Below are 13,397 nucleotides of genomic sequence, written 5' to 3' on the forward strand. Positions count from 1 at the left end.
CAAAATTAAATTAATTAAGGGAGGTAGATATATATGTCATCAAACAATAGTGGAAGTAACAGAACATTAATACCAGAAGCAAAACAAGGATTAAATAGATTAAAAACTGAAGTTGCTTCAGAAATAGGATTACAAAACTATGAAACTCAAGATAAAGGAAACCTTTCTTCAAGACAAAATGGAAGCGTTGGCGGCTTTATGGTAAAGCATATGATAGAAAGCTATGAACAAGGCTTGAAATAATTTTTGAGTTTTTAAGATAGCAAATTAGTTCTCCGAAATGCCATGAATGATCCCTTTACGGTTAAAAAGCTAACAGAACAAGTATAAATTATTATATTTGTTCTGTTAGTTTTTAATTTTAAAATTTATTTTTTGTTAAATTATTATTTCAATATTTCTTATTAGAAAAATAATATTTAAAAACTATGATATTTTAACATTTTTTTGATAAAATATTACTTGAAAGAATATAAATTATTATAAGTGTCGTTAAAAAATATAAATTTGTAAAGGGGATTTTGACAAATGATGAGAAATTTATCTATAAAAACAAAATTGTTAACTGGTTTTATAAGTATTGTTTTATTAATTGGAGTAACTGGATTTTTTGGAAAATTTGGTCTCTCTAATACTGAAAATAGTGTAGAACAGCTATATTCTGATAATTTTAAAAGTATTGATGAAATACATTCAATCAAAGAAAATTTTTTGAGTGAAATTAAAATTGTTAATGATACTGTTTTGGGACAAGATAGTTCTAAAACGGAAACATCGTTTCAAAAAATTGATACAATTAGAACTAAAAATTCTGCAATCATTGAGGCTTTTAGTAGCAGCAATATGTCTGATGATGAAAAGAAGGCGTATGATGATTTTAATTCTCTTTTAAAAGATAAATACTCTAGCGAAAAAGATAATCTTTTTGAGTTGATTAAAGAAGGGAATTATGTAGAAGCAAAAAGAAAATTATCCGAGATCAATCAAACTACAGATAATATGTCCAAAGACCTTGATGATCTGATTGAAATAAACCAAAAACAAGCAGAAGAGGCTTATAATAGTGCTGTAGGAAATTACAAAATAACAATTAATATAATGCATACTATTTTAATACTAGGTATTATTTTATCAATTATTATTGGAACTGCGTTATCAACATATATAATAAGAACTATAAAAAAGGATTATTATTTGCTGAAGCTTTAGGAAATGGCGATTTAACATATTCAATAAAAAGCAAAAATAATGATGAATTAGGAATGCTTATTAAAGCATTAGATAGTGCGAAAGAAAGAATGAAATTATTGATTGAAAATATTGTAATTGAGACTAAAGTTGTAACAACATCTAGTGAAGAACTATCTGCCACATTAGAAGAATTGTCAAGTAATTTTCAAAACATAGATAGAAATACAAATGGAATAGTCCAAAATATACAAGGTGTTAATTCGTTTACTGAAGAATTAGCTTCAACTATGGAGGAAGTTAACTCAGGAATAACTCAATTAGCTTCGAATTCAACTGAAAGCAGTCAACAGTCCATTGAGATAAAAGAAAGGGCTACTGATGTAAAAGAAAATGGTTTAAATTCAAAGCAAATCGCAGACAAGTTGTATGAAGAAAAGCAAAATAACATACTTAATGCTATAGAACAAGGAAAGGTAGTTAGCGAAATCGGTATGATTGCTCAATCTATCGCATCAATAGCGGAGCAGACAAATTTACTTGCCCTAAATGCCAATATTGAAGCTGCAAGAGCACGAGAACAAGGAAAAGGTTTTGCTGTTGTTGCAAATGAAGTAAGAATACTAGCTGAACAATCAGCAGGTTACGTGGCTAATATCCAAAATGTAATTTCGAGTGTTCAAGCTGCTTTTGACAATTTATCAGGCAATTCAAAGGATATATTATATTTTATTAATAATAATGTTAAAAAAGATTATGACTTGTTAATTGAAACAGGAAAGAAATACGAAAGTGATGCAGTTTATATTAGTGATTTATCACAAAATATTGCATCAATGTCTCAAGAATTAAATGCGTCAACAGAGGAGATTTCTGCAGTTGTACAAACCATTGCAGAAAATATGAGAGAGACTAAGAATAATTCTGAAGAAATTCAGATAGGAATAGAGGAAACAAATAAGGCAATAGAACAGGTAGCTAGAGTAGCACAAGATCAAGCAACAACTGCAGAAAAGTTGACTCAATTAGTTTTGAATTTTAAAGTATAGATTGATTTCTTATAAAAAAGGCAGTGATCGAAGTTATCACAAGTTAATTTTGTAAATTATTTTTGTTCATATATCGTCAATAATTGGAGGGGGAAAATAAAATATTAGAGATAGTATTATGGTGGGGGCAATAAAATACTATCTCTTTTTTTGTTTTATAATTATGTCATTATTGTAATTCTATATATTCAACAAATAAAATATACAATTAAATTGAGAAATTTAAAGACCGATTTTTGCTTAAAATATTATGCGGCTTTTTTTATTGATTCTAAATATTCTTTACCTTTTAATGAATTATATTTTCCTTCCCACTTTGATACAACAACAACTGCTAATGAATTACCTAATACATTTACAGCAGTTCTAGCCATGTCAAGAATACGGTCTATTCCTGCTATAAAAGCTAAGCCCTCAGCTGGGATTCCAACTGATCCAAGAGTAGCTAGGAGAACTACAAAAGATACTCCAGGCACACCAGCTATACCTTTTGAAGTAAGCATTAGTACAAGCATTAAATTGATTTGAGCTGGTATTGATAAATTAATGCCATATAATTGTGCTATAAATATAGCAGCAATAGCTTGGTAAAGGGTAGAACCATCTAAATTAAATGAATAACCTGTTGGTACTACAAAAGTTGCAATAGCTTTGGGACATCCGAATTTCTCCATCTTCTCCATGATTTTAGGTAGAACTGTCTCAGAACTTGCAGTACTATAAGCAAGTATAAGTTCATCCTTTAAAATTTTAATGATTGAAAAAATGCTTGTTCCGACGAATTTTGCAATTAATCCAAATACTAATAGTATAAATAAAATCATTGAACCGTAAGTTGTAATTATTAATTTACCTAACGGAATTAAAGATGAAAGTCCGAATTTAGAAACTGTTACACCAATCAAAGCAAAGACCCCGAAAGGAGCTGTCTTCATTATTTGATTTGTTACCCAGAACATTGCATCAGCTGTGCCTTGAGCAAACTGTAGGACAATTCTTCCTTTTTCTCCGATTGCAGAAACTCCTAAACCAAACATAACTGAAAAGAAAATAACTGCAAGCATATCTCCATTTGCAAGGGCAGTAAAAATATTAGTAGGGACAATATTTACAAATGTATCTGCAAAGCTATGATGAGACACATTTTCTGCTGTGCTTACATAATTATCAATGCTAGATTTAGCAAGCTCATGCATATTTATTCCCGTACCTGGATGCACAACGTTAGCTATAAAAAGTCCTATTACAATAGCTATAGTAGTTACTATCTCAAAATAAAGGAGAGTTTTTCCTCCAAGTTTTCCGACCTGCTTAATATCTCCTGCGCCAGCAATACCAACTACAAGAGATGAAAAAACAATTGGAACCACAATCATTTTAATTAATCGGATAAAAATGTCTCCAATAGGCTTTAAATATGCCTCAACAGCTGGATTACCATAAAACAATCCACCTACTATAATTCCAAGTATAAGCCCAACAAGAATTTGCAATGCCAGGCCAAATTTAATTTTCTTCATATTTGTCCTCCTTTTAAATTTTAAAATTTTAATGAAATAAATAAAAAACTAAGATTGAAAATGACGCGATATTTACATCAAATTGCAAAATTAGACAAAACCATAACAACATTTTGAATTATAACATAATTAATGAATTTTGTCTCTACAAAAAATTCATTTTCAAAATTTACAAGGAATATTTCGCTAAAGTTAAGTTAATTAAAAACCTTGAAGTTCAATTAATTAAAAAAAGGAAGGTGATTATTGAAATTGGATGGAATTGAAGAATTTTTAATATGCCATGTGGCTGTTTAAAAACCGCAATTTGATTGGAATAAAAGCAAAAAGAGTTGTCTTATTAAAAAGGCAACTCTTTGAAGTTTATAGTGTTTGTTTTGTTAAGATATTTTTAGATATTATATCGGTTCCTACTCGATTAATAAATTTATTGAAAGTTTCATTTTCTAGTCTATTTGCCTTAAAGAAGAGTATTATTTTTTCAAGGATTATATGAATATCGGCAGCTTTAATACGGCAGTTAAGATTTTTAGCGAATTCTCCGTTATTGTTTAATGTGCCGCCAAGCCAAATAGTAAAGGCTTCATCACAGCTATTTTTAGTTTTTATAAGTGCGCCTTGAAGGCTAATATCAGCTATATGCTTTTGACCACAAGAGTTAGGGCAGCCAGTAAAATGAATACGAAGTGGAGTATCTAGTTGTATTTTTGAATCTAGATATTCAATTACTTTCTTAGCACGTTCTTTTGTTTCAACAATAGCTAAATTACAAAATTCCTTACCTGTGCAAGAAACAGTATAACCTAAAAATGTACTTGGGTTTGGCGATAAATGCTTAAATACATCTTTTTTTAATAGGGAAGGCAGATCTTCTTCATTTATACCTGTAATAATTAAATTCTGTGATAAGGTAGTTCTAATTTTACTATCCCCATACTTTTCTGAAATATCAGCAAGTTCAAAAAGTTCATCAGCATATATTTCACCTAGTGGTAAATTAATTCCAATATAACTTTTCCCAGTTTGCTTTTGAGAATGTACCCCAAAGTAATAAGAAGCATTCCAAGAAGTTAGTTTATTTTCACCTTTATCGGGCATATCTCCAATTAACTCTAATAATTTATTTTTAAATTTTTCTATACCCCAATCTGCCACTAAGAATTTTAGTCGAGCATGAGTACGTTTTTCTCTGTAGCCGTAATCTCTAAAAATGGTGCATACACCTACTGCAACTTTAAGGACTTCTTGTGGTTTTACGAAAAGATCAAGTTCTTGTGCCAAATGAGGATTGGCTGAAAGTCCTCCTCCAACCCATACATGAAATCCAACTACCTCTTTTCCGTCAATATTTTTTATTGCTGGTGTAAAGGCAAGATCATTAATTTGTGCATGAGCTGCATTGTGTACGCTGGCAGATATTGATATTTTAAATTTTCTAGGCAAATTAGAAAAATCTTTATTTAGCAAGAAGAAATTATTAACTTGTTCTATTATTTCACTTGTATCAATAAGTTCATCTTTATCAATTCCAGCAAGAGGATTCCCAACTATTGTCCTAGGGCAATCTCCGCAAGCTTCAAAGGAACATAAACCACAAGCTTTTAATTTTTCAAAAATTACTGGTAAATCTTTAACTTGAACCCAGTGGAATTGCACTGCACCCCTTGTAGTTACATTCGCAACTCCGCGGCCATAATCTTTAGCAATGTTTGATAAAACTTTTGCTTGTTCAGAGCTCATAATTCCTGAATTAATACGTACCCTCATCATAAAATATCCTTCTTTTGGCTTTTGCTCATAAACCCCAGCCCATTTAAATCTATTCATATCTTCAGAAGTTATTGAATCATAACCTTCTTTAGAATAATTGTCTATTATAGTTTGTATAACATCTAAACCATCTTTTTGCAGCTTAATATGTTCTACATCATTTAATTTTTGATCCTTAGACCAAATTGCTTCATAAGACATTTAATGACCTCCTTATCTTATAGTTCATTTTTCATATATCTGTAGCCTTTGTTTATGCCATCTCCGAAATATAGGAGATTATCAAATTTTGAAAAGTTTAATCTATCATCAATATCTAAATATTCCCTTGAAATAAGTCTGCCTTTTATAGTGCCTAGAATATTAGTGATGCCTTTGTAATTATCTCTTTCAATAATATCAGTTAAAGTACATTCTATGGCAATAGGACATTCTTCAATAATAGGTGCATTTATAATTTCAGATTTAATTGGCGTTAAGTTAGTATCATTGAATTTCTTGGTTTCGAAACCTGATTTAGTGCCACAAAAATTAATTTCTTTCCTAAGTGAACTATCAGGAATATTAATAACAAAATCTTTAACTTCTTTAATTTGATTAATTGCATATCCCTTGCTGCTAAAGCCAAGTACCACCATATCCTTAAGGGTATAAGAAGAGGAAAGAGTAGTAACATTTGGAACTCCATTTTTATCATAAAAACTTATAAGAATTACAGGAAATCCGTAATACATTTTTTCGTAGTTAACACTTATTTTATCCATTTTATTATCCTCCTGAAAAATATATTTTCTAAGTAAATTATTATACTCAACTATTTAACTTTATAATATAAAAGCTTTTAATGCCGTGATATAAATCACTTAGCTATTAAATCAAGAGCTTGTCTTAAATCATCAATTATATCTATAACATCTTCAAGACCAACTGCTAATCTTACAAGACCATCACTAATTCCTGCAGATAATCTTTCCTCCTTTGAACATACAGAATGACTCATAGAAGCTGGATGTTGTATTAAGGTTTCTGCATCGCCTAAGCTTACGGCTAATTTGCAAAGTTTTAAACTATTCATTAAGGTTCTTCCGCCTTCTATTCCACTTGTCAGTTCGAAAGCAATAATAGCTCCAGGTAAACTCATTTGTTTTTGAGCTAGGTCATATTGCTTAAAGCTTTTAAGTCCCGGATAATATACTTTTTCTACCGCTTCATGTTCTTCTAAAAATTGTGCAACAGTCATAGCATTTTCGCAATGTTTTTCCATTCTAAGTGGAAGAGTTTTTAAACCTCTTATTACTAAATAGGAATCAAAAGGGCTTAAAATAGCCCCCGTTAATTTCTGAACACCAAGCTTAGCTTCTTTTATAAAGTCTCCTGAACCAAGTATAAAGCCAGCGACTACATCACCATGACCATTAAGAAATTTTGTACCAGAATGTAAAACAACATCTGCGCCAAGTTCTAGCGGTCTTTGAATATAAGGTGTGCAAAAGGTATTATCCACCATAACAATGCAGTTTTTATTTGTATGAGCAATTTTAGCTATAGCTGTTATATCATTAAGCTTCAGGGTTGGGTTAGCTGGCGTTTCAATATAAACAACTTTTGTATTTGGTTTCATAGCTTTAAGTACGTTTACCGGATCAGACATATCTACAAAATCAGTTTCAACACCATATTTTTTTAGTCCGTTATTTAAAAATGCAGAGGTATCGCCATAAATTGTAGAAGATGATATTACATGATCCCCACTTTTTAAGGCTGTCCATAATGCAGTAGATATTGCTCCAATGCCAGAAGCAGTTGAAATGCAACTTTCTGCCACCTCAAGAATAGCAAGCTTTTCTTCTAGAACTTCATTTGTTGGATTCCCAAATCGAGTGTATCTATAGCCAGCTTCATCACCAGAAAATATTCGTCCACCTTGCTCTGCACAGTCAAAAATGAAGGTGGATGATTGATAAATTGGTGTAGCAGCAGACCCTACGTCATTCTTCCTGTTTCCGCCATGTATTGCTTTTGTTGAAAAGCCTAAATCTTTAAAATTACTTTTATCCAATTTCGATTCACTCCTTATTTTAATTCTGCTGTATATTAAAAATTCAAAGACATGGATTCATGCCTTACCTATCAGTACTAGGGTTAGATAAATGAAATGATTATAATCAAAATATAAGTTATTACTTGAATTTTTATTGAGTTTATATTAGCATAAGATAATATATTAGTAAAATTGAATTAATTGAAAAACAAGTTCAATTATTTTGAAGTTAAAAAGTGAGGTAAAATATGGAGTTTAGACAGCTAATAACATTTTCGAAAATCACACAATTAAAAAGCTTCTTAAAGGCGGCAGAAGAGCTTGGCTATGCACAATCTACAATTACTACTCAAATCCAACTTTTGGAAAAAGAACTTGGAGTAAAATTATTCGAGCGAATTGGGCGAAATATGGAACTAACATCTAAAGGAATAATTTTTCTTGAATATGTAGAAAAAATAATAAATCTTGCTAGTGAAGCTAAGGAAGCAGTTGTTGATAGAGATGTCCCTAAAGGAATACTGAAAATTGGTGTTGTTGAATCACTTTGTACAATTAAGCTTCCAGAATTGCTTAGATATTATCATATGAAGTATCCAGAGGTGGAAGTAATAATCAAAGTTGGTACATGCTCTGACTTACATAATATGCTGAAGAATAACACAGTTGATTTAATATTCATATTAGGTGAATTAGTTAATGATCCAGATTTAATTTCATGCAGCTGTTACAAAGAAGAAATGGCACTTTTAGCATCTCCATTAAATAAACTTAAAGATGAAAGAAAGCTTGAATTAAAGGATATTGTTAATGAAGCTTTAATTCTTACAGAGAAAGGATGCAGTTATAGAGGCGTTTTTGAAGAAATGTTCCGCAAAGAAAATTTACAGTTCCACTTAGCTTTGGAAATAGGAAGTATAGAAACTATTAAAACTTTTGTTTTAAATAATCTTGGGATTACGTTACTACCTATTATGACTGTAGAGAAGGAATTAAATGAGGGGAAATTAGTGAAATTAGATTTAATTGATTATAATTTTAATATGTCGACACAGGTTTTATATCATAGGAATAAGTGGTTAACATCTGCGATGAATGCATTTATAGAAGAAATTAATTTCTTAGATATATTATCTAAAAATTAGATTAGATTGAGACAAATAATATCAAAAAAGCGTAGATCAGTTTAAATAGATCTACGCTTAAATTAACATTTATATTGATTATTGTATAAGTATGCTTTATAATAAATTGATTGATAATACAGTATTATAACATAAAATAAAATTGATGTCAATATATATTGCGAAAAACTGATGAAATTATTTTGCAATATATAGACTACAATTTACTATTCTAATTTTAAGGGGGAAAATAATAAATGAGAATTGAAAATGGAATTTATATGCTAGAAGTGCCGGCTAATATAATGGAAATGGAGATGGTTATTAATCTAACATTGATTTTGGATGAGGATTCACTAGTTTTAATTGATACTGGATTTCCTGGTCAATTACATCAAATTCGTGAAGTATGCGAGAAAGAAGGAATACCCTTTAGCAAATTGAACACAGTAATTTTAACTCATCAGGATATTGATCACATTGGAGGTATTTCAGATATATTGAAAGAGATGCCTGGCAGGGTTAAGGTTCTTGCTCATGAGGAAGAAAAAGCATATATTAATGGTGAGAAGAAGCCTGTTAAACTTTCTAGACTAGAAGATGAATTAGATCATTTGCCTGCCAATATGAAAATAATATACGAAAAACTAAAAGCAGGCTTTGAGAAAAGCAGAGTAAATGTAAATAAAACTTTGATTGATTTGGAGGAACTACCGTATTGCGGAGGAATTACTGTTGTTCACACACCCGGTCATACTCCAGGACATATTTCTTTGTACCTTGAGAAGTGGAAGATACTAATTGCTGGAGATATTCTTTGTGTCAAAGAAGGTTTGCTTGTAAAAGCAGATCAAAATATTAATTTTGATAATGAATTAAATAAAGAGTCTTTGAAGAAGTTAATGAATTATGATATTGAAACAGTAATTTGTTATCATGGAGGTGTCTATAAGGGGAAAGTAAATGAGCGTATAGCAGAATTGGCAATGGATATATGAAAAGTACAGTATGTTACATTTTCAATATAAATTCATTATAATCTAAATTTAAAAAAATTAACAATTAAATCCAAGTTATATATTGACATTTTAAATCTACAGATGTAAACTTAAACCATGGTTTACAACTGTAGATTTACTTTTATAATGAAAGGGAGAATTAAAATGAAAACTATGTTTATTAAAAAGGTGATAGCGGCAGCATTAACAACTATAACATTATTAGGAGTTTTACCAATGGCAGCTAGTGCTGCAACTAAAACAGGCTGGATACTAAAGAATCAAGACTGGTATTATGTTATAGCAAATGGTTCATATCAAACAGGATGGATGAAAGATAGTAATGGAGTATGGTATTATTTTGATAGTGATGGTGTGATGCAAAAAGATACAACTATAACTACAAATGGTCATAAGTATAAGTTAGGGTCAGACGGTGCCTGGGATGGTACAACTGAAACAAATGATACTAAAGGAGTTTGGCAAAAAAGTTCTGATGGGAGATGGTATTTTTATCAATCAGGAGTTATGTTAAAAAATACTACTGTAATTACAAATGGTATAGAATATAGATTAGGTTCAGATGGTGCGTGGATTCAAAATTATACAAATTCGGCTAAGGGAATAGAGTCAGGAGCGACTTACAAGTTAATAAATGTTGGTAGTGGAAAAGCTCTTGATGTATATTCAGCTGGAGAAAACAATTACGATAATGTTGATATTTATGATGATAATAATTCAGCAGCTCAAAAATGGACTATTTATCAATATCCTGATGGAACTTTCAAATTAATCAATCCTAATAGTATGAAAGCTTTAGATGTATATGCAGCTGAAAAAGATGACTATTCGAATGTTGATATTTATACTGACAATGGAACCAGTGCACAAAAATGGTATATCATTGCTAATTATGATGGTACTTATAAGTTAATTAATGTAGGCAGCGGAAAGGCTTTAGATGTATATGCAGCTGGAAGTGCTAATTATACTAATGTTGATGTTTATACTGATAATGGAACGAATGCACAAAAGTGGAGCTTAATTCGTATAGGTTAAGAAATAATAACTGCAGTTTGCTCGAATGAGTCAACTAACAGCTTATTATAATTATAAGAAATAGTAGCTACTTAATTCACAATATCATTGTGAAATAGTTACTATTTTTTCCGTATTCTAACTAGGCTGAGGATTGACAAGAAAAGATTAGTGGAATAAACTTGAAATGATATTTACAAATGTAAACAACAATCGAGAGGAGAGGATGTCATGAAGGAACTTCCTAAGATTTCTGAGGCAGAATGGGAGGTAATGAAACTTCTATGGAAGACAAATTCGTTAACTTCGGAAAAAATAATAGCTTCATTATCAGAATATAACGATTGGTCAGATCAGACTATAAAAACTTTTATTACAAGGCTTATAAAAAAAGGAGCTATAGGTTATGAAAAGACAGGAAGAATTTATAATTATTATCCGCTAGTCTCAGAAGATGAATGCGTTAAATCAGAAAATGAATTTTTTCTTAAAAAAGTATATAATGGTGCTTTAAACATACTTTTTACTAAATTTTTAGAAGAAGAAAATTTATCAATAGGTGAAATTGAGGAATTGGAGAATATACTTAAAGATAAGAAGGAAAAGAAATTACCTGATTACAAATAAATATTGTTTTTTAGTTTAGAAAATTTTATGCCATTAGGAGAATATGGGTTATGGAACTTATAGAGAGAATTTTTTTGGGCTTTTTTCAGTCTTCTTTAACAGCAAGCGCTATCATACTGATAGTGATTTTGATTTTAAAAATATTAAATAAGCGTCTTAGCATGAGAGTTAAAAATGCAATATGGATTTTGGTATTAATAAAACTCCTAATACCTGTTATTCCTGAAACAAATATAAGCTTATTTAATATGTTATACGAAAAGTATGGAAGTGTCGTGCAAGAACAGAATGAGGCAACTGATTTGACTAAAACAACTAAAGAATCTCAAGTAAATGAACAAAAGTCTAGTACCATTACCAATAAGAGTGATAATTATAACGAAAATGAGATGAGTTTAAGTAATAAGCTGGCAGACAATAATAACAAGGAAATAATTTCAGTTGTTTTCAAATTTATTTCTTATATATGGGTAACGGGATTGGTGTTTTTAAGTTTCATATTACTTAGGTTTTGTCTTAAGGTAAATAGAAAAACTAAAGATATAAATGAATATATACATCCTGGAATATTAACTTTACTTAATGAGTGTAAAAATAAGCTTAAGATAAAATCAAGAATTCCATTATATGTGCATGATGAATTTAAAAGTCCGTGCATCATGGGGATTGTAAAACCTAAGATTTATATACCCAAGTATGTATTAAGTATAGAAGATAATAGGAAGCTTTCTCATGTATTTTTACATGAATTAGTGCATTATAAAAGGAAACATTTAATTTATAATTATCTTGGTATAATTGCATTGTTAATACATTGGTTTAATCCATTTGTATGGATTGCAATTAGACAAATGAGATTATACAGGGAATATGATTGTGATGCTTATGTCCTTGAAATTCTTAAGGAAGATGAAAATACAGATTATGGTATGACACTACTCACTCTTTCAAGAATGCTTTTGAATAAGGGGAGTTATTCTCAAGTGCCAGTCTTTTTTGAAACTAATAATCAAATAAAAAATAGAATTTGGATGATCAAAGCATTTAAAAAAGGTTCTTATAAAATGACAGGAAAAACAATAATAGGATTCATAATAGCTGCAATTATAATACTTACTAATAATATTGCAGTGAAAGCTTTAAATCCAGAAAATATAATTAAAACTACGGCTAATAGCGCAGAAAAATTGAGTGCTATTAATCCTAGTGAAGCCCAAAATACTAATGGATTATCATCAGGAGAAACTTATAAGCTAATTAATGTTGGTAGTGGAAAAGCTCTAGATGTATATTCTGCTGAAACAAAGGATTATGCTAATGTAGATATTTATGAAGACAATGGAACAGGAGCTCAAGAGTGGAATATTTATCAAAATTCTGATGGGACATATAAGTTAATTAATACTAATAGTATGAAGGCTCTGGATGTATACGCAGCCAAAACAGATGATTATACTAATGTTGATATCTTTAGTGATAATGGAACCGATGCGCAGAAGTGGAATATTATTGGAGAAGGTGATGGCGTATATAAATTAATTAATATTGGTAGTCAAAAAGCCCTTGATGTATATTCAGCTGGAACAGATAATTTTTCTAATGTTGATATTTTTAGTGATAATGAAACAAATGCTCAAAAATGGGAATTGATTCGTGTTGAAAAAAACTAAATATGTAAATCTAAAATAATAATATTAATATAACTAACAAAAATAAGAGATAGTATTTAAAGAATAGTGATAAAATACTATCTCTTATTCATTGAAATATTATGTCATCATTGTAATTCTATACATACTATTGGTAAAATGTACAATGAAATTATAAAAAATATCATTATTATAATTAATAAATTATTTTTAATAAAATTAGGTTTCAAATTAACACCTCAGACCTTTTATTTAGTATATTTGACATAAATATGAAATAATATACTAAATTTATATCCTAATTTCGGAGAGAAGTTATGAATTTTTTATTACTTTTGTAATACGAGAAATGGCTAAAGGGTAAAGCGAAAAAACTGCTACTTAGGTGGCAAA

At 29.8% G+C, this 13,397-nt stretch carries 12 protein-coding genes; 8 read left to right on the plus strand and 4 right to left on the minus strand.

The window, feature by feature from the left end:
• Nucleotides 1–33: 33 nt before the first annotated feature.
• From COL3_RS03285 to COL3_RS29205, 3 genes are all read left to right on the plus strand, one after another.
• Nucleotides 34–243, plus strand: a complete 210-nt coding sequence (locus COL3_RS03285; RefSeq protein ID WP_008419394.1) for an alpha/beta-type small acid-soluble spore protein — start codon at nt 34–36, stop codon at nt 241–243.
• Nucleotides 244–528: 285 nt separating this feature from the next.
• Complete coding sequence (locus tag COL3_RS29195) at nt 529–1,209, plus strand: MCP four helix bundle domain-containing protein (RefSeq protein ID WP_008419391.1); 681 nt, start codon at nt 529–531, stop codon at nt 1,207–1,209.
• Between the two features lie 53 nt (nt 1,210–1,262).
• On the plus strand, nt 1,263–2,237 hold the full coding sequence (locus tag COL3_RS29205; protein WP_008419389.1) for a methyl-accepting chemotaxis protein: 975 nt from the start codon (nt 1,263–1,265) through the stop codon (nt 2,235–2,237).
• A gap of 248 nt (nt 2,238–2,485) precedes the next feature.
• Here the strand turns inward: COL3_RS29205 and COL3_RS03295 are convergent, their stop codons facing one another.
• The 4 genes from COL3_RS03295 to COL3_RS03310 all read right to left on the minus strand — a co-directional run bounded on the left by COL3_RS03295 (nt 2,486) and on the right by COL3_RS03310 (nt 7,586).
• Nucleotides 2,486–3,757, minus strand: coding sequence for a cation:dicarboxylase symporter family transporter (locus COL3_RS03295; RefSeq protein WP_008419388.1), 1,272 nt, complete (start codon nt 3,755–3,757; stop codon nt 2,486–2,488).
• A gap of 363 nt (nt 3,758–4,120) precedes the next feature.
• On the minus strand, nt 4,121–5,728 hold the full coding sequence (locus COL3_RS03300) for a sulfite reductase subunit beta (protein WP_008419386.1): 1,608 nt from the start codon (nt 5,726–5,728) through the stop codon (nt 4,121–4,123).
• 17 nt (nt 5,729–5,745) lie between these two features.
• Complete coding sequence (locus COL3_RS03305; RefSeq protein WP_008419384.1) at nt 5,746–6,291, minus strand: flavin reductase family protein; 546 nt, start codon at nt 6,289–6,291, stop codon at nt 5,746–5,748.
• 95 nt (nt 6,292–6,386) lie between these two features.
• A complete protein-coding gene (locus COL3_RS03310; RefSeq protein ID WP_008419382.1) occupies nt 6,387–7,586 on the minus strand; it encodes an aminotransferase class I/II-fold pyridoxal phosphate-dependent enzyme in 1,200 nt (399 codons plus the stop codon).
• A gap of 230 nt (nt 7,587–7,816) precedes the next feature.
• On the opposite strand from COL3_RS03310, the gene COL3_RS03315 reads away from it, so the two are divergent.
• From COL3_RS03315 to COL3_RS29105, 5 genes are all read left to right on the plus strand, one after another.
• The gene (locus COL3_RS03315; RefSeq protein WP_008419380.1) at nt 7,817–8,713 is read left to right on the plus strand and encodes a LysR family transcriptional regulator; all 897 of its coding nucleotides are present in this window, start codon (nt 7,817–7,819) and stop codon (nt 8,711–8,713) included.
• 236 nt (nt 8,714–8,949) lie between these two features.
• Nucleotides 8,950–9,690, plus strand: coding sequence for an MBL fold metallo-hydrolase (locus COL3_RS03320; protein ID WP_008419377.1), 741 nt, complete (start codon nt 8,950–8,952; stop codon nt 9,688–9,690).
• Nucleotides 9,691–9,855: 165 nt separating this feature from the next.
• On the plus strand, nt 9,856–10,749 hold the full coding sequence (locus tag COL3_RS29100; protein WP_008419374.1) for an RICIN domain-containing protein: 894 nt from the start codon (nt 9,856–9,858) through the stop codon (nt 10,747–10,749).
• A gap of 210 nt (nt 10,750–10,959) precedes the next feature.
• The gene (locus COL3_RS03330; protein WP_008419372.1) at nt 10,960–11,355 is read left to right on the plus strand and encodes a BlaI/MecI/CopY family transcriptional regulator; all 396 of its coding nucleotides are present in this window, start codon (nt 10,960–10,962) and stop codon (nt 11,353–11,355) included.
• Nucleotides 11,356–11,405: 50 nt separating this feature from the next.
• Nucleotides 11,406–13,025 carry a M56 family metallopeptidase gene (locus COL3_RS29105; protein WP_008419370.1) on the plus strand — a complete coding sequence of 540 codons (1,620 nt, stop codon included), beginning with the start codon at nt 11,406–11,408 and terminating at the stop codon, nt 13,023–13,025.
• Nucleotides 13,026–13,397 lie beyond the last annotated feature (372 nt).

This window comes from Clostridium sp. LS, assembly GCF_002760435.1.
GTDB lineage: Bacteria > Bacillota > Clostridia > Clostridiales > Clostridiaceae > Clostridium.

Coding starts and splice junctions, on each gene's coding strand:
- COL3_RS03285 (WP_008419394.1), top strand. CDS start 34: ATGTCATCAAACAATAGTGGAAGTAACAGAACATTAATACCAGAAGCA.
- COL3_RS29195 (WP_008419391.1), top strand. CDS start 529: ATGATGAGAAATTTATCTATAAAAACAAAATTGTTAACTGGTTTTATA.
- COL3_RS29205 (WP_008419389.1), top strand. CDS start 1,263: ATGCTTATTAAAGCATTAGATAGTGCGAAAGAAAGAATGAAATTATTG.
- COL3_RS03295 (WP_008419388.1), bottom strand. CDS start 3,757: ATGAAGAAAATTAAATTTGGCCTGGCATTGCAAATTCTTGTTGGGCTT.
- COL3_RS03300 (WP_008419386.1), bottom strand. CDS start 5,728: ATGTCTTATGAAGCAATTTGGTCTAAGGATCAAAAATTAAATGATGTA.
- COL3_RS03305 (WP_008419384.1), bottom strand. CDS start 6,291: ATGGATAAAATAAGTGTTAACTACGAAAAAATGTATTACGGATTTCCT.
- COL3_RS03315 (WP_008419380.1), top strand. CDS start 7,817: ATGGAGTTTAGACAGCTAATAACATTTTCGAAAATCACACAATTAAAA.
- COL3_RS03320 (WP_008419377.1), top strand. CDS start 8,950: ATGAGAATTGAAAATGGAATTTATATGCTAGAAGTGCCGGCTAATATA.
- COL3_RS29100 (WP_008419374.1), top strand. CDS start 9,856: ATGAAAACTATGTTTATTAAAAAGGTGATAGCGGCAGCATTAACAACT.
- COL3_RS03330 (WP_008419372.1), top strand. CDS start 10,960: ATGAAGGAACTTCCTAAGATTTCTGAGGCAGAATGGGAGGTAATGAAA.
- COL3_RS29105 (WP_008419370.1), top strand. CDS start 11,406: ATGGAACTTATAGAGAGAATTTTTTTGGGCTTTTTTCAGTCTTCTTTA.